The following is a 22,840-nucleotide window of genomic DNA, read 5'->3' as shown; positions in this document are numbered from 1 at the left end:
TACCGGCGCCGGTGACCGCGAACAGCGTCAACCCCGCCCGCGGGCGCGTGCCGGAGATGGCGGCATCCGTCGCGAAACGGGCGCGGCACGGTCCCCCTGCCGCGAGACTGCATCTCTGCGGCCAGACGGCGGTGTGAACACACGCTCTCGGCACGGAAATGCAGTCTCGCGGTCGCAGGGGCGGGCGGAGTGCGCGGGTTCCGAATCGGCGATGTGCGGCATCAGCGATCGGGCGTTCCGGGGTTGCGCGGCGCGACCTAGCGTCGAGGCATGGATGGGTTCGCAGGACTCTCGGGGTCCACCGTCGTCGTGACCGGAGCCGCCGGCGGTCAGGGGCTTGCGCTCGTGATCCTGCTCGCGGCATCCGGGGTAGACGTGGTCGCGATCGATCGACCGGATGCCGCATTCCGCGGCCTTCCGCCGGGTGCGCGTCGCCGCGCGTTCGACGTCGCCGACGAGTCCGCGTGGCGAGAGCTCGCTGACTCGCTCGCCGGCCGGCCGGTCCGCGGGCTGGTCAACAACGCCGGCATCACCCACCGCGCGCGACTCGGCACGGTCGAGCGTGAGGACTGGGACCGCGTGCTCGCTGTGAACCTCACCGGGGCGATGCTCGCCATCCAGGCGCTGGCGCCGCTGATGGCGCGAGGTGCGTCGATCGTGAACGTCGGTTCTTCGGCGGCGCTCAACGGGCACTACCCCGTCGCGTTTACCGCGTCGAAGTGGGGACTGCGGGGGCTCACGCACGCTGCGGCGACCGAGCTGGGGCCGCGCGGCATCAGGGTCAACATCGTCCATCCCGGATTCATCGAGACGCCGATGACCTCCGGGGCTCCTGCAGGGATGCGCGACGCGCAGCTCGCGCTGACCACCCTGGAACGCCTGGGCCGACCGGATGACGTGGCCGGCACCATTGCCTTCCTGCTCTCGGATGCCGCCGCGTACATCACCGGCGCCGAGATTCCCGTGGACGGCGGGGCGACCTCCTCCGCGGGCTCGAAGTACCTGGCCGACTGCATCGCGCGCGGCTGACGCTCGGGAGACGCGGCGCGGGGCGTCCGCGGGCGGTGCCCGAGATAACGGCATCCGTCACCACCCGCCCCGGTGACCGCGAACAGCGTCAACCCCGCGCGCGAGCGCGCGCCCGAGTTGACCGCATCCGTCACCACCCGCCCCGGTGACAGCAACCAGCGTCAACCCCGCGAGCCAGCGCCCGAGATGACCGCATTTGTCACCGCCGGCACCGGTGACCGCAAACAGCGTCAACCTGCGGACGAGTGTGCGTGAGGGCGCGGCGCCGACCGCAGGTGGGGCGTCAGACCGCGGTTGCGGCGACGACCGCAGGTGCAGCGCACGTTCGCGGTCGCGGCGCACGTTCGCGGTGGGGCGCACGTTCGCTGCTGCGGCGCCCCGATTCTGCGGGTGCGCCGCGCGAGGGCGCCACTTCTCTGCGGGGGCGGTGCAGATCTGCTGCGCCGCAACAGAAAACGTGCACCTGAGCGCGGACGTACCCACCCGCCGCAACCCAACCCGACGGCCGCCGCCCGCCGCGTCAGGCGCCGACGCGGCGACCCGCGAACGGCGCGAGGCCGTCGCGCAGGGCGGCGACCTGGGCGACGTCCATGCCGACGCGCGCCATGACCCGCTCGGGAACCTTCAGCGCCGCGCGGCGCAGCGCGCGCCCCTCGTCGGTGAGGGCGATCTCGAGCACGCGCTCGTCGCTCGGCCGGCGGGAGCGGGTCACGCGCCCCTGCGCCTCGAGGCGCTTGACGAGGGGCGACAGCGTCGCCGGTTCCATCGCGAGCTCCTCGGCGAGGTCGCCCAGCGACCGCGGCGACTGCTCCCACAGCACGAGCATCACGAGGTACTGCGGATGCGTGAGCCCGAGAGGCTCGAGCACCGGTCGGTAGACGGCGACCACGTTGCGGGCAGCGGTCACCAGCGCGAAGCACAGCTGGTTCTCGAGGCGCAGCAGGTCGTCGTCGTTCACGGATTGATCATAACGCGATTGTTTCGTACACTAACGGTTGTGCCACGAACCAATCCGGATGCTGCGAACCGTCCTCCCCTGCGCGAGCGGGTGCGCGCGGCCGGCGGGTGGTACGCGTTCCTGAACGACCGGCTGGTGCGGGCCGCGGGCCCCGCCGCCGTCGGGCCGTACGACACCGAGCCCGAGCCGGTGCGCACCGAGCGCCCCTGCCCGCTGTGCGGTCACCCGATGTCGTCGCACGAGTTCGACCGTTCCGGGCCGAAGCCCCTCATGCGCTGCCCTTAGGCGACCCGTCGGGGCCGCGTCGCCGTCCGCACGGGCGTGGCTCGTGAGCGGAGTGTGCCACGATCGAGCATGGCCAGCGAGTCCACTCTGCGCTTCGGCGCGCAGACCGACGAAGTCACCAGCCTGCTGCGGATCGTGAACCTCGTTCGCACCGGAGAAGCCAGCACGAGGCCCGAGATCGGTCGCCTCACAGGTCTCGGACGAGGCGTGGTGACGCAGCGGGTGGACCGCGCCATCGAGATGGGCTTCCTCGAGGACGGCGACTTCGGCCCCTCGTCGGGCGGTCGCGCGCCTCGCACGCTCCGGTTCCGCGCCGAGGCGGGCCGCATCATCGTGTGCGCGCTGGGCGCCCTGCACATCCACGTGGGCATCACCGCGCTCGATGGCGACATCGTCGATCAGACCCACCGGTCGTGGGACATCGCCACCGGCCCCGCCGACACGCTCGACGTCGTGATGGCGATGATTGACGAGCTCGTCGACCGCAACGGCGAGGCCCCGGTGTGGGCGGTCGTCGTGGGGGTTCCGGGCCCGGTGGACTTCGACACCGGCCGCCCGGTGGCCCCGCCGATCATGCCCGGCTGGAACGGGTTCGACGTCAAACGTCGATTCGAGCAGCGCTTCGACGCCCCGGTCTGGGTCGACAACGACGTGAATCTGCTCGCCCTCAGCGAGCGGGCCCGACGGCGCGGCCAGCACGCGGACCTGATCTACGTGAAGGTGGGCTCGGGGATCGGCGCGGGGCTGCTGTCGCACGGCCGGCTGCACCGCGGCGCGAACGGGGCCGCGGGCGACATCGGCCACGTGCGGGTGCGCGACGCGGATGCGCAGTGCCGATGCGGCAAGGTGGGCTGCCTCGAGGCGGTCGCCGGCGGCTGGGCCCTGGTACGGGATGCCGAGGCGAGACTCGCCGCCGGCGCGGGCGGCCGACTGGCCCAGGCGGAGTCCCTCACCCCCGAGACCATCTCGCGCGCGGCAGAGGACGGAGACGCCCTGGCGATCGCGCTCATCCAGGCGTCGGCGCACGTCGTCGGCGAGTCGGTCGCGACTCTCGTCAACGTCTTCAACCCCGGCGTCATCGTCATCGGCGGCGCTGTGGCCGCGGCGGGGGAGCTGTATCTCGCCGAGGTCCGGCAGCGGGTGTACGAGCTCTCACTCCCCCTGGCGACCCGCGACCTGACGATCTTGCAGTCCGTCGACGACCGGCGCGAACCCCTTCGTGGCGGCGCGGAACTCGCGCGCGAACAGCTCTTCGAGATCACGTTCCCCCGCTGGTTCGCAGAGGGACGTCCGTCCACGGCCACCTCGCACCGGGCATCCTGACGAGCGACGTCCGCGGACGCCAGTCCACTCAGTCGGCCTTGGTCGAGAACGCGGCGTCGAACGCGGCGGCCGGCGGGGTGATGGCGTTGAGGGTGCGCACGAACTCGATCGCCTCGGGGGCGCCGTGCAGCCGGTCCATGCCCGCGTCCTCCCACTCGACCGACGTCGGTCCGGTGTAGCCGATCGCGTTGAGCGCGCGGAACAGCGGCTCCCACGGGACTTCGCCGTGCGCGGTCGACACGAACGTCCAGCCGCGTCGGGGGTTCGCCCACGGCAGGTGCGAGCCGAGCACGCCGTTGCGGCCGTCGAGGTTGGTGACGGACTCCTTCACGTGGACGTGGAAGATGTGGTTGGCGAAGTCCAGGACGAACGCCACCGGGTCCAGCTGCTGCCACATGAAGTGGGAGGGGTCGAAGTTGATGCCGAAGCTCTTGCGGTGCCCGATCGCCTCGAGCGTGGCCTTGGTGGTCCAGTAGTCGTAGGCGATCTCGGAGGGGTGCACCTCGAGCGCGAAGCGCACGCCGACCTCTTCGAACACGTCGAGGATCGGGTGGAAGCGGTCGGCGAAGTCCTGGTAGCCGGCGGCGATGTAGGCGTCCGAGGCGGGCGGGAACATCGCCACCGCCTTCCAGATCGACGACCCGGTGAAGCCGGTGACGGTCTTCACGCCGAGCTTCGCGGCGAACCGCGCGGTCATCTTCAGCTCCTCGGCGGCGCGCTGCCGCACGCCCTCGGGGTCGCCGTCGCCCCACACCCGGTCGTTGAGGATGTCCCGGTGGCGCTCGTCGATCGGGTCGTCGCACACGGCTTGACCTGCGAGGTGGTTCGAGATCGTCCACACCTTCAGCCCGTTGCGCTCGAGGATGTCGCGGCGGGACTGCACGTACGCCTCGTCGTCCCATCGCGAGACGTCGATGTGGTCACCCCACGAGGCGATCTCGAGCCCGTCGTACCCCCATTCGCCGGCGAGGCGCGCGACCTCTTCGAAGGGCAGGTCGGCCCACTGGCCGGTGAACAGCGTGATCGGTCGTGCCATGTTCGTCCTCCTCAGACGGATGCCGGTGCCGGCGCGGTCGTGCGCGTCCAGGCCGAGTCGTTCTGCGAGCTGCGCTCGACGGCGTCCAGCACGCGCTGCACGCTGAGCCCGTCGGCGAAGGTGGGGTGCGGATCCGTGCCCTCGGCGATGCCGGTGACGAGGTCCACCACCTGGTGGCTGAAGCCATGCTCGTAGCCGAGCACGTGCCCGGCCGGCCACCACGCCGCGACGTAGGGATGCTGCGCCTCGGTGACGAGGATCCGGGTGAAGCCCTGCATCCCGGCCTCGGCCGTGCGGTCGTAGAACCACAGCGTGTTGAGGTCCTCGAGCTCGAAGCGCAGGGCGCCCTTGTCACCCGAGACCTCGATCGACAGCGCGTTCTTGCGGCCCGTGGCGAAGCGGGTCGCCTCGAACGAGGCGAGCGCCCCGCCGGCGAGCCGGCCGGTGAAAAGCGCCAGATCGTCGACGGTGACGTCCCCGAGCTCGGACCCCGCGACGCCGGTGAAGCCCACGCGCTCGCCGAGCACAGGGCGCTGCTTCACGATCGTCTCGATCGTGCCCGACACCGCCTCGACCTCGAGACCCGTCACGAACTGCGTCATGTCGACGATGTGCGCGCCGATGTCGCCCAGCGCTCCCGAGCCGGCGTGCTCCTTCTGCAGGCGCCAGCCGAGCGGCAGCTGCGGGTCCACCAGCCAGTCCTGCTGGTAGGCGGCCCGCACCTGCTGCACCCTGCCGATCCGGCCCTCGGCGATCAGGTCGCGCATCAGCGTGACCGCGGGAACCCGGCGGTAGGTGAAGCCGACCATCGCCCGCACGCCGTCCGCGGCCGCGCGCGCAGCGGCATCCGCCATCGCCTGCGCCTCGCCGGCGGTGTTGGCCAGCGGCTTCTCGCACAGCACGTGCTTGCCCGCTTCGAGCGCGGCGATCGCGATCTCGGCGTGGGAGTCCCCCGGCGTGACGATGTCGACGATGTCGATGTCGGAGCGTTCAATCACCTCGCGCCAGTCCGTCGCCGACTCCGCCCAGCCCCACTTCTCGGCCGCGGCGGCCACCGCCTCGGGGTTGCGCCCCACCAGCACCGCCATCTCGACGCCGACGGGCAAGTCGAACATCCGGGGCGCCTGACGCCAGCCCACCGAGTGCGCCGAGCCCATGAAGCCGTAGCCGATCATCGCCACGCGCAGCCGTTCGCCGGCCGTTCGGGAATTCCTCATCATTCGCTCAGACTAAATGTCTGAATGCAACATAAGGGAAGGCCGGCGGCTACAGCAGGCGCAGCTCCGCCTCGACGGCCGCGGCCGTCTCGCGCAGGGACGGCAGGCAGGCCTCGATCAGCTCCTCGGCGGTGCCGCGGTTCGCGCTCGCCGCGACGTTGAGGGCGGCGATGCTCCGGCCGTCCCGACCGTGCAGCGGCACGGCGATCGAGCGCAGTCCCACCTCGAGCTCGCCGTCCACCAGGGCCCACCCCTGTCGCCGCACCCGATCCAGCTCGGCGGCCAGCGCACCCGGGTCGGTCAGCGTGCGGTCGGTGAGGTGCGCCAGCTCGGATGCCGCGAGGACGGCCGCGCGCTCGCCCTCCGGCATCCCGGCCAGAAGAACGCGGCCCATGCTCGTGGCGAACGCCGGGAACCGCGTGCCGATCGTGATGCCCACGCTCATGATGCGACGCGTGGGGACGCGGGCGACGTAGACGATGTCAGCGGCGTCGAGGACCGCCGCCGACACCGACTCGTCTGTCGCGCGGGACAGCCGCTCGAGGTGGGGCTGGACCACCTCGGGCAGCGTCAGCGCCGACAGGTAACTGAAGCCGAGCTCGAGCACGCGGGGCGTGAGCGAGAAGTCACGACCGTCGCTGCGGACGTAGCCGAGTGTCTCGAGCGTGCGCAGGAACCGCCCGGCCGCCGCCCGGGTCAGCTCCGCGCGGCGCGCGACCTCGCTGAGCGTCAACGCGGGGTGCTGCGCGTCGAAGGCGCGGATCACGGCGAGGCCCCGGGCGAGGGACTGGACGAAATCGTCGGACTGCTTCTCGGGCACGCGCTCTCCTGGATCGTGGGTGGACGAGCCGGTCACCGCTCCAGCACGACGGCCAGGCCCTGGCCGACGCCGATGCAGATCGCGGCGACCGCCACCCCGCCGCCGCGTCGCGCGAGCTCGTGCGCGGCGTGCCCGACGATGCGCCCGCCCGAGGCTCCGAGCGGGTGGCCGATGGCGATGGCCCCGCCGTGGATGTTGACCTTCTCGGGGTCGAGGTCGGGCCAGCCCTGGATGCACGCGAGCGACTGCGAGGCGAACGCCTCGTTCAGCTCGACGACATCGACCTGCGCCCACGTGCGGCCGGCCCGGGCGAGCGCCGTGTTCGCCGCCTCGATGGGGGCGATCGGGAAGTCGTCGGGATCGACGCCGTGCGCGCCGCGTCCGGCGATGCGGGCGAGCGGCTCGCCGTCGATCACGCCCTCACCGGCCAGCAGCACCGCCGATGCGCCGTCGTTGATCGACGACGAATTCCCGGCGGTGACCGAGGCGGCTGCATCCGTGGCGAACAGTGCCTTCAGGGTCGCCAGCTTCTCGATCGAGGTGTCGTCGCGGATCCCCTCGTCGCGCGCGAGGTCGACGCCGGGCACGGCGACGGTCTCGGCGTCGTACACGCCGGCCGCCCACGCCTCGGCGGCGAGCCGATGGGAACGCACCGCGAAGGCGTCCTGAGCGTCACGGTCGATGCCCCACGTGCGCGCGGTCCTCTCGGCCGCCTCGCCGTTCGAGATCGTCCAGTGCCCTGGGAGTGCGCGGTTGGTCATGCGCCAGCCGATCGCGGTGTTCCACATCGTCTGGTTGCCGACGGCGGGAAAGGGCTTCGCGGACTTCTCGACCACGTACGGCGCCCGGCTCATCGACTCGACCCCGCCGGTGAGGATGATGCCGGCATCCCCCGACTCGATCGCCCGCGACCCCTGGATGACCGCCTCGACGCTCGACGCGCACAGCCTGTTGACCGTCACACCGGTGACCGTCGTGGGGAAGCCGGCCAGCAGCGCGCCGAAACGGGCGACGTTGCGATTGTCCTCGCCCGCCTGGTTCGCGTCACCGAAGATCACGTCGTCGATGCGGGCCGGGTCGAGCCCGGTGCGCTCCACGGTCGCCTTCATCACCAGGGCGGCCAGATCGTCGGGACGGATGCCGGCGAGCGCGCCGCCGCCGCGCCCGAAAGGCGTCCGGACGGCGTCGTAGATGAAAGCGGCGGTCATGCGTCCTCCTCGCGGTTCGTCTGGCTCCGCTGGCTCAGCGACCGGCCGGCGTGCTCTGTGGTCGCACGGTGCAGTCGCAGGCCGGTGAGCTCGGCCAGGGATTCGACGGTGTTGTCGCCGAACACCTCGCGCACAGCGAAGCCGTCGGCGGTCCCGTCGAAGACGGCGTGGTCGGTGTAGACCCGCGTGACGCAGCTGACGCCGGTCACGGGGTAGGTGCACTCCTCGACCAGCTTGGACTCGCCCGACTTCGTCAGCAGGTCGGTCATGACGAACACCTGCTTCGCGCCGATCGCGAGGTCCATCGCACCGCCGACGGCGGGGATCGCCCCCGGCGCACCCGTGGACCAGTTCGCGAGATCGCCGGACTGGCTCACCTGGAAGGCGCCGAGCACGCACACGTCCAGGTGCCCGCCGCGCATCATCGCGAAGGAGTCGGCGTGGTGGAAGTACGCCGAGCCGGCGACCGCGGTGACCGGCTGCTTGCGGGCGTTGACGAGGTCGGGGTCGATCGCGCCGGGCGCCGGCGCCCCGCCCATGCCGAGCAGGCCGTTCTCGGTGTGCAGGATGATCTCGAGGTCATCGGGCAGGAAGTTCGCCACGAGCGTGGGAGCGCCGATCCCCAGGTTGACGTAGCCGCCCTGGGGGATGTCGGCGGCGATGCGGGCGGCGAGTTCGTCGCGCGAGATGCGGGTGGTCATGCGGCGTCCCGCCCGCGCAGCGGCCGGCCCTCGACGTCGACGCCGCCGACGAACGCACCGTCCTCGAGCCACGCACGCTCGCCGACGGCGACGACCCGGTCGACGAAGAGCCCGGGCGTGACGACCGCCTCGGGGTCGAGCGCGCCGAGCGGCACGATCTGATCGACCTGGACGATCGTGGTGGTGGCCGCGGTGGCCATGATCGGGCCGAAGTTGCGCGCCGTCTCGCGGTAGACGAGGTTGCCCCAGCGATCGCCGCGGTAGGCGCTGATGAGGAAGACGTCCGCCCTGATCGGGTACTCGAGCACGTAGTCGCGGCCGTCGATCCTGCGGGCCTCCTTGCCCTCGGCGAGCAGGGTGCCCACGCCGGTCGGGCTGAAGAAGGCGCCGATGCCGGCGCCGGCGGCTCGGATGCGCTCGGCGAGGTTCCCCTGCGGCACGACCTCGAGCTCGATCTCGCCCGCCCGGTACAGGCCGTCGAAGACCCACGAGTCGTGCTGGCGCGGGAAGGAGCACACGATGCGCCGCACGCGCCGCTCCGCCAGCAGGGCGGCCAGACCCACGTCGCCGTTGCCGGCATTGTTGCTCACGATCGTCAGGTCGCCGGCGCCCTGCGCGATGAGGGCGTCGATCAGCTCGACCGGCTGACCCGCGCGCCCGAAGCCGCCGATGAGCACCGTCGAGCCGTCGCGGATGCCGGCCACGGCGGCCGCGGCATCCGGCACTGTCTTGTCGATCATGACATTCACTTTGTACGCTGTGCGAACGGACGTCCGCACAGCGACTAAGTGTAGGGTAAGCGAGCGCTCGGCGTCCGGCTAGGTGGGCTTCTTGCGGTTCCAGCTCGCCTTGGCGGGGGCGAAGGGACTGCGCACGTGGATCGCCCACGTGGAATGCGGGTGGACACGGAGCAGCGCCGTCTCGTAGAAAGCGACAGCCTCGTCGGACAGCCTCGGCAGCACGGCGTCCTTGTCCAGGTCGTCCTCGGGCCGGGGGCGAAGCGCCTTCCACACCAGCTGCACCTCGGGAGCGCCGGTGGGGATGCCGTCGATGTCGAGCACCGCGCGATCCCACGGCAGCTGCAGCCGCGGGTCGCGCCGGTACAGCCAGGCCCGCTCGATACCGTCCTCGACGTTCACCTGAAGGACCCAGGCATCGGCCGCGTCGTCGCGCACGAGGACGGGCTGCACGTCGGCATCCGTCGCCTGATCACCCCACGCGACGAGCTCGGCATCCACCATCGCCCACGCGCTGAACTCGTCCGGCAGGGCGTCGATCAGCCCCTCGAGGTCGGCGGGCGTCGTGCTGACATCGATGTTGCCGCGAGGACGGATGGGTTCGCCGAGCCAGCGGTCCAGCGCCGCTCCCCCGGACAGCCACCACCGCGCGTCCGCGCCCGACAGCAGTTCCGCGACCCCGCGCGGGTCGAGCGGTCGCCAGGTGGTGTCGGGCGTCGGGGGCTGGCCGGGCATGAGCCGAGCCTACGCTCCGGCCCGCCCCGCGCGAGAAGCGCCCCGGCGCGCGAGACTCGTGCGCGTGTCGCGCGCCCGGCCGCTTCTCGGGGCGGGGTGCGTGCGGCCGCGGGCGCGGTGGCGCGCGCGGCGGCGGCGCGCAGCGGCGGGCGCGTCCGCGACCGGGCGGCGGCAACGGCATCCGTCGTGACACGGCAGAATCGAAGGCATGCCCGCTACGCCGCACCTGCTCGCCGACCACGCCTGCCTCATCGTGCACGGCAAGGACCAGCCTGGGATCATCGCGGCCGTCTCGGCGCTGATCACCCGCAACCGCGGCAACATCGTCGCGTTCGACCAGTACTCCGACGACCCGACCGGCGGGGCGTACTTCCAGCGCGTGGTGTTCCACCGGCCCGAACTGTCGGCGGCGCTCCCCGAGATCGAGGCCGACCTCGCCACCACCCTCGGCGACGGGTTCGACCTGGAGTGGACGATCACCGACCAGTCGATGCCGAAGCGCATGGCGATCCTCGCCTCGAAGCAGGACCACTGCCTGCTCGACCTGCTGTGGCGGCACCGCCGCGGCGACCTCCCGGTCAGCATCCCGATGGTGGTCTCGAACCACACCACCTCGGCCGAGGACGTGCGCTCGTTCGGCGTGCCGTTCTTCCACGTGCCGTCGGTGACGGGGCCCGACAAGTCGGCATCCGAGGCGAAGATCCTGGATCTGCTGCGGGGCAACGTCGACTTCGTCGTCCTGGCCCGCTACATGCAGATCCTGTCGCCCGATTTCCTCGCGCAGCTCGGGGTGCCGGTGATCAACATCCACCATTCGTTCCTGCCGGCCTTCATCGGCGCCGAGCCGTACAAGAAGGCCAAGGAGCGCGGGGTGAAGCTCATCGGCGCGACCTCGCACTACGTCACGAGCGATCTCGACGAGGGCCCGATCATCGAGCAGGACACCGTGCGGGTCACCCACGGCGACTCGGTGGCCGAGCTCGTGCGCCGCGGCTCGGACGTCGAGCGGCAGGTGCTCTCGCGCGCGGTGCTGTGGCACGCGCAGGACCGCGTCATCCGCCACGGCAACCACACGATCGTCTTCTGACGCGCCGCCGTCGCGGCTCAGTGCACGTACTCCATGAGCTCGGTGCCGAGTGTGTGGAACGCCTCGTGCGCGCGCACGCGGTGGAAGATCGACAGGTCGTCGAAGCACACGATGAGCGCGTAGGCGACGCCCGCGCGGGGACCCGCCAGCACGCCCGCTTCGACCCGGATGCCGGAGTCCCGGCCGGTCTTGCTCACGAAAAGCAGCCCGTGCTCGTCGTTCTCGTGGGCGAAGGGGTCGAGGCCCGTGGACGCGGCCACCAGTGACAGGTCGTGGTTGAGGCTCAGCCACTCGGCGACCTGCGCGCTCACGCCGGCCGAGACCGCGGTGGAGTTCACCAGCGCGGCGAAGAGCCCGGCGAGCTCGCGGGCGGTGCCGAGTGCGACCTGCGGCGCGTCGTCGGGCCCGCGGACATCGCGGAAGCGGTCCAGCAGCGCCGACCTGGCAAGCCCCAGCGACTCCAGCCGTGCGCGGACAGCGGGAAGACCCACGCGTTCGAGCAGGGCGTTCGCCGCGAGGGCATCGCCCACGGATGCCGCGAGCACGGCGACGTCGCGCAGCGGCAGCGCCGGCGCCTCGAGATGCTGCCACACCCCCGCCCCGCCGACCTGCGGCGCGGCCGAGCGCTCGACGATCTCGAGCGGATCCAGTGCACCGGACTCGAAGCCGGCCGCGACCTCGATCAGCAGCGGCACGACGCCGAGACCGGCGACGGGCAGAGTGACGAAGTCATCACCGGAGAGCACGACGGTTCCCCGGTCGAGGTCGGTGACGTAGACCGAGACCTTGGCACCCGACGAGGCCAGCTCGTCCAGCGCCTTGAGCGTCGCGGTGAAGGTGCGCCGCCCGATCGCGGCACGCTTCGAGGGCCGCCGGGAGCCTCGCCGCTGCCCCCGCAGCGACTCGGCCGCCTTGCGTGGTTCGGGTGGGAGGCCCACGGTCCTCCTTCCGCGAGTTCGGGTCTACACCAGGGGATCGCCTCTCGGCGCGATGCGGATTCTAGCCGCGCGGGGTCACCAGATGGTGACGCGCTGGTCGGGGTCCAGCCACAGCCGGTCCTCGGGGGTGACGTCGAAGGCAGTGTAGAACGCGTCGACGTTGCGCACGATCTGGTTGCAGCGGAACTCGTTGGGCGAGTGGGGGTCGATCGTCAGCAGGCGGATGGTCTCGGCATCCCGGCCCTTCTGCTGCCAGATCTGCGCCCAGCTCAGCAGCAGACGCTGGATGCCGGTGAGTCCGTCGATGACGGGACCATCGGCCGGCTCGCCGGCGGCCTCGAGCGAGAGCCGGTAGGCCTTGATCGCGATCCCGAGCCCGCCGAGGTCGCCGATGTTCTCGCCGATCGTGAGCGACCCGTTCACCCGATGCTCGTCACCGAGCCCCTGCGGCACGAGCTCGTCGTACTGCGCGATGAGCGACGCAGTGCGCTCCTCGAACGCGGTGCGGTCGGCGTCGGTCCACCAGTCTCGCAGCGATCCGTCCCCGTCGAACCGGCTGCCCTGGTCGTCGAAGCCGTGCCCGATCTCGTGGCCGATGACCGCGCCGATGCCGCCGTAGTTGGCCGCGGCATCCCGGGTCTCGTCGAAGAAGGGGTACTGCAGGATCGCCGCCGGGAACACGATCTCGTTCATCAGCGGGTTGTAGTACGCGTTGACCGTCTGCGGCGTCATGTACCACTCGTCGCGGTCGATCGGCTGGCCGATCTTGGCGAGCTGCCGGTCGTGCTCCCACACGTGCGCGCGGCGGACGTTGCCGCTCAGGTCGCCCGCGTCGATCTCGAGAGTGGAGTAGTCCTTCCACTTCGCGGGGAAGCCGATCTTCGGCGTGAACGCGTCGAGCTTGGCCAGCGCGCGCTGCCGCGTCTCGGGGCTCATCCACTCCAGGTCGGTGATGGAGCGGCGGTACGCCTCGATCAGGTTCGCCACGAGCTCGTCCATCGCGGTCTTGGCCGCCGGCGGGAAGTGCCGTTCGACATATACGCGGCCGATCGCCTCGCCGAGCGCGGCCTCGGTCAGGCTGACGCCGCGCTTCCAGCGCTCGCGGTTGACCGGGACGCCGGTGAGCTGGGTGCCGTAGAACGAGAAGTTCTCGGCGACGAAGTCGTCCGACAGGAACGGCGCCGAGGAGTGCACGACGGCGAAGCGCAGCCACGCCTTCCAGTCCTCGAGGCGGTCCTCGACGAGCAGGGTGCCCAGCCCCTCGAGGAAGCTCGGCTGGTAGACGTTCACCTCGGCGAACGCGTGCGGGTGCCCGGGGGCGAGGGCCGCCGTCCACGGGTCGAGGTCGACGCCGATGCGGTCCTGGACGTCGTCCCACGACAGCAGGTTGTAGGTGGCGACGGCGTCGCGGCTGCGCACCTTGTCCCAGTGGTGGGTCGCGAGCTCGGTCTCGAGACCGAACACCCGGTCCGCCGCGGCCGCGGCGTCCGCGACGCCGGCGAGCGACAGCATCCGCTCGATGTGTCCGCGGAACGCGGTGCGGGTGTCCTCGAAGTTGTCGAGCCGGTAGTAGCTCTCGTCGGGGAGCGAGAGCCCGCCCTGCACGAAGAACGGCACGTACCGGTCGGGCGAGCCGGGGTCGGGCTCGATGTAGAGGTGGATGATCGAGGCGACGCCGTCGCGCTCGAACTCGCCCGCGAGGCGCAGCAGCGCCGGGATCGAATCGACCCCGTCGACCTTCGCCAGCAGCGGCGCCAGCGGCTCGGCGCCGAGGGCGTTGATGCGCTCGGTGTCCATGAAGCTCGTGAAGAGGTCCCCGATCTTGCGGGCTTCGGTGCCCGCGTCGGCCGCCTGCGTCTCTTCGACGATGGCGTGGACGTCCTTCTCGGCCTGCTCGGCGATGAGGTGGAAGGACCCCCACCGCGCCTTGTCGTCGGGGATGGCGGTGCGCTCGATCCACGAGCCGTTGACGTGGCGGAACAGATCGTCCTGGGGGCGGATGTCGGCGCTGAACTCATCGAGCGCGAGACCCGAACGGAGGGCATCGGTCATCCCTCCACCCTATGCGGCACCCCCGACGGTGCGACCCCTTGACGCGGGGGAACGGATGTCGGCGGCGCCCGTAGCCTGGTGGGGTGAGGACCGCTCCCGACACGCTGAACCGCGACATCCTGCGGCTGGCCGTACCGGCCCTGGGCGCTCTCGTGGCCGAGCCGCTGTTCCTCATCGTGGACTCGGCGCTCGTCGGGCACCTGGGGGTGACGCCGCTGGCCGGCCTCGGGATCGCCTCGGCGGTGCTGCAGACGATCGTCGGGCTCATGGTCTTCCTCGCGTACGCGACGACCCCCGCCGTCGCGCGGCGCTTCGGGGCGGGCGATCCGTCCCGCGCGGTGTCGGTCGGCATCGACGGCATGTGGCTCGCCCTCGGGATCGGCGGCGTGCTCGCGCTCGGCGGCTACCTGGCGACGCCGTTCCTGGTTGCGCTGTTCGGCGCGTCCCCGGACGTCGCGGAGCAGGCGGTGACCTACCTCGGCATCTCGATGTGGGGGCTGCCGGCGATGCTCATCGTGTTCGCCGCGACGGGTCTGCTGCGCGGGATGCAGGACACGGTGACGCCGCTGTGGATAGCCGGCCTGGGATTCGGGTCGAACGCGCTGCTGAACTGGCTGTTCATCTACGGCTTCGGCTGGGGGATCGCCGGCTCGGCCGTCGGCACCGTCGTTGCGCAGTGGGGAATGGTCGCGGCGTTCGCCGTGGTCGTCGGCCGCCTCGCCCGCCGGCACGACGCCACCGTGAGGCCCCAGCGCGAGGGCGTCGGCGGGTCGGCCCGCTCGGGCGGCTGGCTGTTCCTGCGGACGGTGTCGCTGAGGGCGGCCCTGCTGGCGACGGTCGCCGTGGCCACGGGCCTCGGCACGGACGAGCTCGCCGGCTGGCAGGTGGCGTTCACGATCTTCTCGACCACGGCGTTCGCCCTGGACGCCCTCGCCATCGCTGCGCAGGCGCTCGTCGGGAAGGGACTCGGCGCCCGGGACGAGCCGCTCGTCGGCCGCGTGCTCGCGCGGACCGTGGCGTGGGGCGCGTGGTTCGGCGTCATCGTCGGCGCGGTCGTCGCAGCCCTCTCGGGCGTCATCGGCCTGGCCTTCACCGGCGACGGCGCGGTCGCCGCACTCGTGCAGCCTGCGCTGCTCGTGCTCGCCGTGGCGCAGCCGGTCTGCGGCGTGGTGTTCGTCCTGGACGGCGTGCTCATCGGCGCGGGCGACGCCCGCTACCTCGCCGTCGCCGGGGTGCTCAACCTCGTGCCGTTCGTCCCGGCGCTCGTGCTCGTGGCACTCCTGGCTCCGGCGGGCGCCGCAGGGCTGGCGTGGCTCGCGGTGGCGTTCTTCGGCGTCTACATGCTGGCGCGGCTGGCCACGCTCGGCTGGCGCGTGCGCGGCACGGCGTGGATGACCGCCGGGGCGTGAGCCGCGGCATCCGTCGCCGAGCCGCGGCATCCGTCATCGAGAAGCGCACGGGCGCGCGAAACGCACCGGAGTCATGCGCGCCGGGACGCGTCGCACGCCGGGGGCGTCAGGCCCAGCGGCGGCACCACTCGTACATGACGACCGCGCCGGCGGCGCTGGCGTTGATCGAGCGCGTCGAGCCGTACTGGGTGATCTCGATGACGGCGGATGCCGCGGCGAGTGCCTCGGGCGAGAGCCCCGGCCCCTCCTGTCCGAACAGCAGCACGCACCGCTCGGGAAGATCCGCGTCGGGCAGCGCGACCGATCCGTCGACGTTGTCGATGGCGATCACCGGGAGTCCCTCGGCGTCCGCCCACGCGGCGAAGGCCGCCACATCCTCGTGGTGTCGCACGTGCTGGTAGCGGTCGGTGACCATCGCGCCGCGGCGGTTCCACCGGCGGCGTCCCACGATGTGGACCTCGGCGGCGAGGAAGGCGTTGGCGCTGCGCACGATCGAGCCGATGTTCATGTCGTGCTGCCAGTTCTCGATCGCGACGTGGAAGCCGTGACGGCGCGCGTCGAGGTCGGCGACGATCGCGGCCATCGTCCAGTACCGGTACCCGTCGGCGACGTTGCGGGTGTCGCCGTGGGCGAGCAGCTCGGGGTCGTAGCGGGGGTCGTCCGGCCAGCCCTCGGGCCCGTCCGGCCAGGGACCGACGCCGTGCGCGGGCGCGGAGTCGGCGGCCGGGTCCGTCGAGTCGCGGGCAGGGCTGGTCACCGCCTCAGGGTAGCCGCCGCGTCCTGGGTGCGCCCGCCGCACTCGTAGGATGAAGGCCGGGGAGTTCATCACCGGGGGGTCGTGTACGTGTCAGCCGAAGAACACCGTCAGCGCGCCATCGAAGCGCTCGGCATCCTCGACACTCCTCCCGACGAACGCGTCGACCGCATCACGCGGATCGCCCAGCAGGCCTTCGGCGTGCCGATGGTCAGCGTCACCCTGATCGATCGCGACCGGCAATGGCGAAAGTCGCAGATCGGCCTCGGCGGCAACGAGGCCCCGCGCGAGGGCGCGTTCTGCGATGTCACCGTGCGCCAGGGCGACACGCTCATCGTCGAGGATGCCGCGATCGACAGCGTCTTCTCGACCAACCCGTTCGTCACCGGAGACCCCAACCTGCGCTTCTACGCCGGCCACCCGATCCAGGCGCCGTCCGGAGAGCACGTCGGCACGCTGTGCATCCTCGACACGACGCCCCGGCATCTCGACGACGCGCAGGTCGCGCTGCTGCGCGACCTCGCCGAGTGGGTGCAGGCCGAGATCGCGCAGGTCGACCAGATCGACCAGGCCTCGCTGGTGCAGCGTGCCCTCCTCCCCGCCGAGATGCCGGAGACTCCGGGGTACACGCTGGCCGCCGCCACGGTCGCCGCGGGCCAGATCGGCGGCGACATCTACGACTGGTACCGGCTGGGCGACCGGCTGCGCGTGACGCTCGCCGACGTCATGGGCAAGGGCATCGGGCCGGCGATCATCGCCTCGGCTGTGCGGGCGTCGCTGCGCACCGCACCGGATCGCCCGCTCGCGGCCGCCGTGAGCGAGGTCGACCGGCTTCTCGAGGACGACATCGGCGGCACCGGCGTGTTCGTCACCGCCTTCCACGCCGACGTCGAGCTCGCGTCGGGCGAGATCAGCTTCGTCGACGCCGGTCACAGCCTCGGGTTCATCCTGCGCGCCGACGACACGTGGGATTACCTGCGCTCCACGGGGCTTCCCCTGGGCATGGGGTTCGACGACGGCCGCGAGTCCGCACTCGCCGTGCTCCACCCCGGGGACGCCCTGCTGTGCTGCTCGGACGGCCTGCTCGACGTGCTTGACGGAGACCCGTTCGAGCATGTTCGCCGGGTGCTGCGGGCAGAGGGACCGCAGGGCGCGGTCGACGAGGCCGCGCGCCTGGCCCGCTCGCACCGCGGTGTCGACGACCTGACGGTGCTCGTGGTGCAGCGGGACCGCTGACCCCGCACCCGCGAGCGCACCTTTCGGCAGGCCGAAAAGTGCTCTAGCATTTCGGCGTGCCGAAAAATCGCCTCGCGTCTCCCCCCGCCCCGCTCGCGGGCCGCGCGCCGTCGGCCCCGAGGCTGGCCTGGCTGATCGGCCCGGCGCTGGTCGCGGGCGTGGCCTACCTCGACCCCGGCAACGTGGCCAGCAACATGACCGCCGGAGCCCGCTACGGCTACCTCCTGGTCTGGGTGGTCGTGATCGGCAACGTCATGGCCTGGCTCATCCAGTACCTGTCGGCCAAGCTCGGCATCGTCACCGGCCAGAGCCTGCCCGAGACGCTGGGGCACCGCATCCGCAACCCGTGGGCGCGACGCGCGTACTGGCTCCAGGCCGAACTCGTGGCGATGGCCACCGATGTCGCCGAGGTCATCGGCGGCGCGGTCGCGCTGTGGCTGCTCTTCGACATCCCACTGCTGTGGGGCGGAGTGATCACCGGCGCGGTGTCGATCGTGCTGCTGCTCGTGCAGTCCCGGCGAGGTCCGCGCACGTTCGAATTCGTCGTCATCGGCCTGGTCGCCATCATCGCGCTCGGGTTCACGTTCGGGGTCTTCCTCGCTCCGCCGGATGCCGGGGGTGTCGCCGGCGGCCTGATCCCACGATTCGAGGGGACCGACTCGGTGCTGCTCGCCGCGTCGATCCTGGGCGCGACGATCATGCCCCACGCCATCTACGCCCACAGCGCGCTGAGCCGTGACCGCTTCGCTCCCCCGGTCCGAGCCGAGGACCCCGGACCCGGCCCGCGGATCCCGGTGTCGCTCGAGAAGCTCCGCGGCATCTCGACCGATCGCCTGCTCACCGCCACGCGCTGGGATGTCACGATCGCGATGGCGATCGCGGGCACGGTGAACCTGTGCATCCTGCTGCTGGCCGCCGCCAACCTCGCAGGCGTGCCGGGCACCGACTCGCTCGAAGGGGCCTATGCCGCCCTGGATGCCGGGCTCGGCCCGCTCGTGGCGACGCTGTTCGCGGTGGGACTGCTCGCCAGCGGTTTGGCGTCGACGTCGGTGGGGGCGTACGCCGGGGCCGAGATCATGCACGGCCTCCTGAAGGTGCGGGTGCCGCTGCTGGCTCGGCGGCTCGTGACCCTCGTCCCCGCGCTCGTGATCCTCGCCGCGGGGGTCGATCCGACCCTCGCGCTCGTGCTCAGCCAGGTCGTGCTGTCGTTCGGCATCCCCTTCGCGCTGGTGCCGCTGGTGGCCCTCACCGCCAAGGCGGACGTGCTCGGTCGGCACCGCAACAGGGTCATCACGACGGCGGCGGGGGTGGCGGCATCCGTCTTCCTCATCACCCTCAACGCGATCCTGCTGTGGCTCCTTCTCACCGGAGCGTGAGCGCGCCTCGGAGCGCCCGGTAGCCTGGGGCCGTGGCTTCTCCCGCCTACGACGACTACCTCAAGACGATCTACCACCACACCGAGTGGCAGGGCGATCCGATCACCCCGTCGCAGCTGGCCGCCACGCTCGGCCTTGCGCCGTCGAGCGTGACCGAGATGGTGCGCAAGCTCGCCGCGCAGGGGCTGGTGTCGCACCGCCCGTACGGACCGATCTCGCTCACGGCCGCCGGTGAGCGGCGCGCCGCCGCCACCATCCGGCGCCACCGCCTGATCGAGACGTGGCTGGTGCGCGAGTTCGGGTACGCGTGGGACGAGGTGCACGACGAGGCGGAAGTGCTCGAGCACGCCGTCAGCGACCGGCTGCTCGAGGGCATCGACGAACGGCTCGGCCGGCCCCGGTTCGACCCGCACGGCGACGCGATCCCCGACGCCGATGGCCGCGTGCAGCGGGTGCCGTTCGTGCTGCTCGCCGACGCCGTCGCGGGGCACGAGGGCACGGTGCTGCGGGTCAGCGACCGCGACCCCGAGCTGCTGCGCGCCGTCGAGACCGCAGGCGTCGAGGTGGGTGCACGTGTGACGGTGACGGATGCCGGCACCCTGCGCCTCGGCGAGGCCGAGGTGACGCTCCCGCCGGGGTCGGCCGACGCCGTCTGGCTCAGCGCCTGACTCGCGCGGCCTTGTCGAACGGCCACCGCACACCGGTGGCGTCCTCGGCCGCCTGCCACAGCCGGATGGCGACGTCGGGGTCGCGCGCGAGCGCCGACGGCTGCTGACGCCGCGGCATCCCCTTGGTGAACAGGCTCGGACCCCAGTACTCGCCGCCCTCGACGTCGTCGTCGACGAGGGCGCGCACGAGGGACCACGCACCGTGCTCCTTGGACTGGGCGAGGGGTGTCTGCAGGTTGTCGATGAAGCGCTTGAGGCGGCGGGGCTCGTTGACGTCGCGGATGCCGACCGTGCGCCCGCCGATCGCGTAGCCGGGGTGGGCGACGACGCTGGTGACGTCCACGCCCGCCTCGTACATCCGCCGGTCGGCGTCGAACCCGATCGCGGCCGTGGCGAGCTTGGACTGCACGTACGCCCGCCACGGGGTGTAGTCGCTCTCGAGCTGCGGGTCGACGGGGTCGTACTTCCACAGCGACGTCGACACGCTCCCCACCCACACCATGCGACCGGCGGCGGCGGCGAGGGTGGTCAGCAGCGATCCGGCGAGCGCGAAGTGGCCGAGCACGTTGGTGGCGAGCACCAGCTCGTTGCCGTCCGCGGTGGTGCGGCGCACGTGCGGCGGGTGGACGATACCTGCGTTCAGCAGCAGGCCGTCCAGGCGCTTGCGGGAGCTCGTCGTGGCGGCGGCGGCGCGCACCGACCCCAGGTTGCTGGTGTCCAGCAGCAGGGTCTCGATGCGGGCGGGATCTGCATCCGTCACCCGCCGGTGGAGGGCGGCGCGGGCGGCGGCGAGCCGGTGCGGGTTGCGGCCGGTCATGATCACCCCGGCGCCTACGCGGGCGAGCTGCTCGGCGGCGAAGTACCCGAGTCCGGCGTTGGCGCCGGTGATGAGGTAGGTGCGTCCCGACAGGTCGGGAAGCTGCTCGGGGTCCCACCTCGTGCGCGCCACGGCTCCGACCCTACGCCCGGCTCCCGCACCCGTGGTCGCGCCACGACGGCGGATGACGCCGCGGGTGATGCCCCGCGCCGCCCGGCTCTAGGCTGGGCGCATGCCCTCGCGCACCGACATCGAATGCTGGCTGACGGACATGGACGGCGTGCTGGTGCACGAGAACGTCCCGATCCCGGGGGCCAGCGAGCTGCTGGAGCATTGGCGCGTCACCGGCACGCCCTTCCTGGTGCTCACGAACAACTCGATCTTCACCGCCCGTGACCTCAGCGCGCGGCTGCGCGCCTCGGGGCTCATCGTCCCCGAGGAGTCGATCTGGACCTCGGCGCTGGCGACGGCGGACTTCCTGCGCTCGCAGCTGCCGGGCGGCTCGGCGTTCGTCATCGGCGAGGCCGGGCTCACCACGGCGCTGCACGAGGCCGGCTTCATCATGACCGAGACCGATCCTGACTACGTCGTGGTCGGCGAGACCCGCAACTACTCCTTCGAGGCGATCACCAAGGCGATCCGCTTCATCGGCAAGGGCGCCCGGTTCATCTCGACCAACCCCGACCCGACGGGCCCCTCGACCGAGGGGGTGCTGCCGGCGACCGGCGCGATCGCGGCGCTCATCACCAAGGCGACCGGCATGGAGCCGTACGTCGTCGGCAAGCCGAACCCGATGATGTTCCGCTCGGCGCTCAACCGCATCGGCGCGCACTCCGAGACCACCGGCATGATCGGCGACCGCATGGACACCGACATCGTCGCGGGCATCGAGGCGGGCCTGCACACGGTGCTGGTGCTGACGGGCATCAGCGACCCGGCCGAGATCGAGAAATACCCCTTCCGCCCCAGCGAGGTGCTCGACTCCGTCGCCGACCTGCTGCCGCAGGAGCCCGTCGAGACCGAGCTGCCCGAAGGTCTCTGACCCGGCCGATGGGCGCGCTGGACGACGGCGAGCGGGTCCGCGCGGCGGACGCCGCCGCGTGGCGCGCATGGCTCGAGCAGAACCACGCGACCTCGCGGGGCGCGTGGCTCGTGCGACCGCGTCCGGGCTCGGACCAGCGCCTGGTCGGCTACGAGGACGCGATCCTGCAGGCCCTGTGCTTCGGGTGGGTGGACGGCCCGGTGCGGACCTTCGACGAGCGCGACAGCGGGCTGTGGTTCGCGCCGCGGCGGCCGACCAGCGGCTGGGCGGCGACCAACAAGGCCCGCGTGCTGCTGCTGGAGCAGCAGGGGCTCATGACGGATGCCGGGCGCCGGGCGATCGAGGTGGCCCGGCAGAACGGCTCGTGGTCGATGCTCGACAACTCCGAGGCGCTGCGCGAGCCCGCCGACCTCGCCGCGGCCCTCGACGCGAACCCCGCCGCGCGGGCGGCGTGGGACGCCTTCCCGCCGTCGAGCCGCAAGCAGGGCATCGCGCAGGTCGACACCGCCCGGCGGGCCGAGACGCGTGCGGCGCGCATCGCGAAAGTGGTGGCGGCAGCCGCCGAAGGGAGCCGCCCGTGATCAGCGACGTCGAGCAGAACCTGCTCTTCGGGGTCGCCTTCGTGACCCTGCTCGGCACCCTGGCGGTGTTCGTGTGGCAGTGGTGGCGGGGGCGCGGGCGGGACTGACCCCAGCCCGCGCTACTGCGGGTCGAGCCCCAGGTCGTCCAGGTCGATGGCGGCCAGCCACTGCAGGCCCTCGGCCTCGACGGCGGCCTGCGCGCCGGTCTTGCGGTCGACGATGACGGCGACGGCGACCGGCTCGGCGCCCTCGCGACGGAGCGCCTCGACGGCCTTCAGCGCCGACTGCCCGGTGGTCGAGGTGTCTTCGACCACGACCACGCGCTTGCCGGCGACGTCCGCGCCCTCGACCTGGCGGCCGCGGCCGTGGTCCTTGGGCTCCTTGCGCACGACGAAGGCGTCGAGCGGCTTGTGGGTGCGCGCCGACTCGTGCATGACGGCGTTGGCGATGGGGTCGGCGCCGAGGGTCAGCCCGCCGACGGCGACGATCCCGTCGACGTCGCGGATGAGGTCGAGCATGATGCGCCCGATCGACGGCGCGGCGCGGTGGTCGAGCGTCAGCTTGCGCATGTCGACGTAGTACGTCGCCTTCTTGCCGCTCGAGAGGGTGAAGTCGCCGTGGAACACCGCCTCGTCCTGGATCAGCGCGATCAGGTACTGGCGGTCGGCTTCGAGCGCGGGAGTGGAGGCGACGGTCATGGTGTCGAGTCTATAAATCCGGCGGATCTTCGCGCGTCACAACCCCCGCGGGCTCTTGCGCCGGCCGTAGAGTCATGCCAGACCGCGTCGCACCTGGTCCGTGGTCGGACGCGGGCGCGCATCCAGCAGGGAG

General features: G+C 71.9%; 23 protein-coding genes. 10 read left to right on the top strand and 13 right to left on the bottom strand.

Going from position 1 to position 22,840, the window contains the following annotated elements; all coding sequences use genetic code 11:
* The first annotated feature begins 270 nt into the window (after positions 1-270).
* Positions 271-1,029 carry an SDR family NAD(P)-dependent oxidoreductase gene (locus ACYVF4_RS08465; protein ID WP_460721671.1) on the top strand — a complete coding sequence of 253 codons (759 nt, stop codon included), beginning with the start codon at positions 271-273 and terminating at the stop codon, positions 1,027-1,029.
* A 520-nt stretch (positions 1,030-1,549) separates the two neighbouring features.
* Here ACYVF4_RS08465 and ACYVF4_RS08460 read toward each other — a convergent pair.
* Positions 1,550-1,987: a MarR family winged helix-turn-helix transcriptional regulator gene (locus tag ACYVF4_RS08460; protein WP_460721669.1), complete on the bottom strand. Its 438-nt coding sequence runs from the start codon at positions 1,985-1,987 to the stop codon at positions 1,550-1,552.
* Between the two features lie 39 nt (positions 1,988-2,026).
* On the opposite strand from ACYVF4_RS08460, the gene ACYVF4_RS08455 reads away from it, so the two are divergent.
* Together ACYVF4_RS08455 and ACYVF4_RS08450 are read left to right on the top strand one after the other, a co-directional pair.
* Positions 2,027-2,272, top strand: coding sequence for a hypothetical protein (locus ACYVF4_RS08455; protein ID WP_460721667.1), 246 nt, complete (start codon positions 2,027-2,029; stop codon positions 2,270-2,272).
* A 69-nt stretch (positions 2,273-2,341) separates the two neighbouring features.
* Positions 2,342-3,595: an ROK family protein gene (locus tag ACYVF4_RS08450; protein ID WP_460721665.1), complete on the top strand. Its 1,254-nt coding sequence runs from the start codon at positions 2,342-2,344 to the stop codon at positions 3,593-3,595.
* A 28-nt stretch (positions 3,596-3,623) separates the two neighbouring features.
* Here ACYVF4_RS08450 and ACYVF4_RS08445 read toward each other — a convergent pair whose 3' ends face one another.
* From ACYVF4_RS08445 to ACYVF4_RS08415, 7 genes are all read right to left on the bottom strand, one after another.
* Positions 3,624-4,631 carry a sugar phosphate isomerase/epimerase family protein gene (locus tag ACYVF4_RS08445; protein ID WP_460721663.1) on the bottom strand — a complete coding sequence of 336 codons (1,008 nt, stop codon included), beginning with the start codon at positions 4,629-4,631 and terminating at the stop codon, positions 3,624-3,626.
* Positions 4,632-4,642: 11 nt separating this feature from the next.
* A complete protein-coding gene (locus ACYVF4_RS08440; protein WP_460723088.1) occupies positions 4,643-5,806 on the bottom strand; it encodes a Gfo/Idh/MocA family protein in 1,164 nt (387 codons plus the stop codon).
* Between the two features lie 91 nt (positions 5,807-5,897).
* Positions 5,898-6,668: an IclR family transcriptional regulator domain-containing protein gene (locus ACYVF4_RS08435; RefSeq protein ID WP_460721661.1), complete on the bottom strand. Its 771-nt coding sequence runs from the start codon at positions 6,666-6,668 to the stop codon at positions 5,898-5,900.
* Positions 6,669-6,700: 32 nt separating this feature from the next.
* Positions 6,701-7,876 (bottom strand): thiolase family protein, encoded by a 1,176-nt coding sequence (locus ACYVF4_RS08430; RefSeq protein ID WP_460721659.1) that lies wholly within the window; start codon positions 7,874-7,876, stop codon positions 6,701-6,703.
* Complete coding sequence (locus ACYVF4_RS08425) at positions 7,873-8,577, bottom strand: 3-oxoacid CoA-transferase subunit B (RefSeq protein ID WP_460721657.1); 705 nt, start codon at positions 8,575-8,577, stop codon at positions 7,873-7,875. Before ACYVF4_RS08425 ends, ACYVF4_RS08430 begins: the two co-directional genes overlap by 4 nt.
* On the bottom strand, positions 8,574-9,317 hold the full coding sequence (locus tag ACYVF4_RS08420) for a 3-oxoacid CoA-transferase subunit A (RefSeq protein WP_460721655.1): 744 nt from the start codon (positions 9,315-9,317) through the stop codon (positions 8,574-8,576). The genes ACYVF4_RS08425 and ACYVF4_RS08420 overlap by 4 nt, the downstream gene beginning before the upstream one ends.
* A gap of 78 nt (positions 9,318-9,395) precedes the next feature.
* Positions 9,396-10,049, bottom strand: coding sequence for a nucleotidyltransferase domain-containing protein (locus ACYVF4_RS08415; RefSeq protein WP_460721653.1), 654 nt, complete (start codon positions 10,047-10,049; stop codon positions 9,396-9,398).
* Positions 10,050-10,257: 208 nt separating this feature from the next.
* Here ACYVF4_RS08415 and purU point away from each other — a divergent pair, with 208 nt between their 5' ends.
* Positions 10,258-11,136 (top strand): formyltetrahydrofolate deformylase, encoded by an 879-nt coding sequence (gene purU, locus ACYVF4_RS08410; RefSeq protein ID WP_460721651.1) that lies wholly within the window; start codon positions 10,258-10,260, stop codon positions 11,134-11,136.
* A 17-nt stretch (positions 11,137-11,153) separates the two neighbouring features.
* Here the strand turns inward: purU and ACYVF4_RS08405 are convergent, their stop codons facing one another.
* Positions 11,154-12,074, bottom strand: coding sequence for a serine hydrolase (locus tag ACYVF4_RS08405; RefSeq protein ID WP_460721649.1), 921 nt, complete (start codon positions 12,072-12,074; stop codon positions 11,154-11,156).
* 75 nt (positions 12,075-12,149) lie between these two features.
* The gene (locus ACYVF4_RS08400) at positions 12,150-14,126 is read right to left on the bottom strand and encodes a M13 family metallopeptidase (RefSeq protein WP_460721647.1); all 1,977 of its coding nucleotides are present in this window, start codon (positions 14,124-14,126) and stop codon (positions 12,150-12,152) included.
* Positions 14,127-14,209: 83 nt separating this feature from the next.
* Here ACYVF4_RS08400 and ACYVF4_RS08395 point away from each other — a divergent pair, with 83 nt between their 5' ends.
* Positions 14,210-15,535, top strand: coding sequence for an MATE family efflux transporter (locus ACYVF4_RS08395; protein WP_460721645.1), 1,326 nt, complete (start codon positions 14,210-14,212; stop codon positions 15,533-15,535).
* A 106-nt stretch (positions 15,536-15,641) separates the two neighbouring features.
* Here the strand turns inward: ACYVF4_RS08395 and ACYVF4_RS08390 are convergent, their stop codons facing one another.
* Positions 15,642-16,292: a TrmH family RNA methyltransferase gene (locus ACYVF4_RS08390; RefSeq protein WP_460721643.1), complete on the bottom strand. Its 651-nt coding sequence runs from the start codon at positions 16,290-16,292 to the stop codon at positions 15,642-15,644.
* An 87-nt stretch (positions 16,293-16,379) separates the two neighbouring features.
* Here ACYVF4_RS08390 and ACYVF4_RS08385 point away from each other — a divergent pair, with 87 nt between their 5' ends.
* The 3 genes from ACYVF4_RS08385 to ACYVF4_RS08375 are packed head-to-tail and all read left to right on the top strand — an operon-like array spanning position 16,380 to position 19,569.
* A complete protein-coding gene (locus tag ACYVF4_RS08385) occupies positions 16,380-17,525 on the top strand; it encodes a PP2C family protein-serine/threonine phosphatase (RefSeq protein ID WP_460721641.1) in 1,146 nt (381 codons plus the stop codon).
* 56 nt (positions 17,526-17,581) lie between these two features.
* On the top strand, positions 17,582-18,901 hold the full coding sequence (locus ACYVF4_RS08380) for an Nramp family divalent metal transporter (protein WP_460721639.1): 1,320 nt from the start codon (positions 17,582-17,584) through the stop codon (positions 18,899-18,901).
* A 32-nt stretch (positions 18,902-18,933) separates the two neighbouring features.
* The gene (locus tag ACYVF4_RS08375) at positions 18,934-19,569 is read left to right on the top strand and encodes a metal-dependent transcriptional regulator (RefSeq protein WP_460721637.1); all 636 of its coding nucleotides are present in this window, start codon (positions 18,934-18,936) and stop codon (positions 19,567-19,569) included.
* Here ACYVF4_RS08375 and ACYVF4_RS08370 read toward each other — a convergent pair.
* Complete coding sequence (locus ACYVF4_RS08370; protein WP_460721635.1) at positions 19,559-20,518, bottom strand: SDR family NAD(P)-dependent oxidoreductase; 960 nt, start codon at positions 20,516-20,518, stop codon at positions 19,559-19,561. The two genes, ACYVF4_RS08375 and ACYVF4_RS08370, sit on opposite strands and share 11 nt — an antisense overlap.
* Before the next feature lie 100 nt (positions 20,519-20,618).
* On the opposite strand from ACYVF4_RS08370, the gene ACYVF4_RS08365 reads away from it, so the two are divergent.
* A complete protein-coding gene (locus ACYVF4_RS08365; RefSeq protein ID WP_460721633.1) occupies positions 20,619-21,428 on the top strand; it encodes an HAD-IIA family hydrolase in 810 nt (269 codons plus the stop codon).
* Positions 21,429-21,436: 8 nt separating this feature from the next.
* On the top strand, positions 21,437-22,009 hold the full coding sequence (locus ACYVF4_RS08360) for a YdeI/OmpD-associated family protein (RefSeq protein ID WP_460721631.1): 573 nt from the start codon (positions 21,437-21,439) through the stop codon (positions 22,007-22,009).
* Between the two features lie 119 nt (positions 22,010-22,128).
* Here ACYVF4_RS08360 and pyrE read toward each other — a convergent pair whose 3' ends face one another.
* Complete coding sequence (gene pyrE, locus ACYVF4_RS08355; RefSeq protein WP_460721629.1) at positions 22,129-22,707, bottom strand: orotate phosphoribosyltransferase; 579 nt, start codon at positions 22,705-22,707, stop codon at positions 22,129-22,131.
* Between the last annotated feature and the right edge of the window lie 133 nt (positions 22,708-22,840).

It is taken from the genome of Microbacterium aureliae, assembly GCF_054780155.1.
The sequence above is the reverse complement of the archived record's forward strand: the minus strand, read 5'-3'. Positions and strand labels throughout refer to the sequence as shown.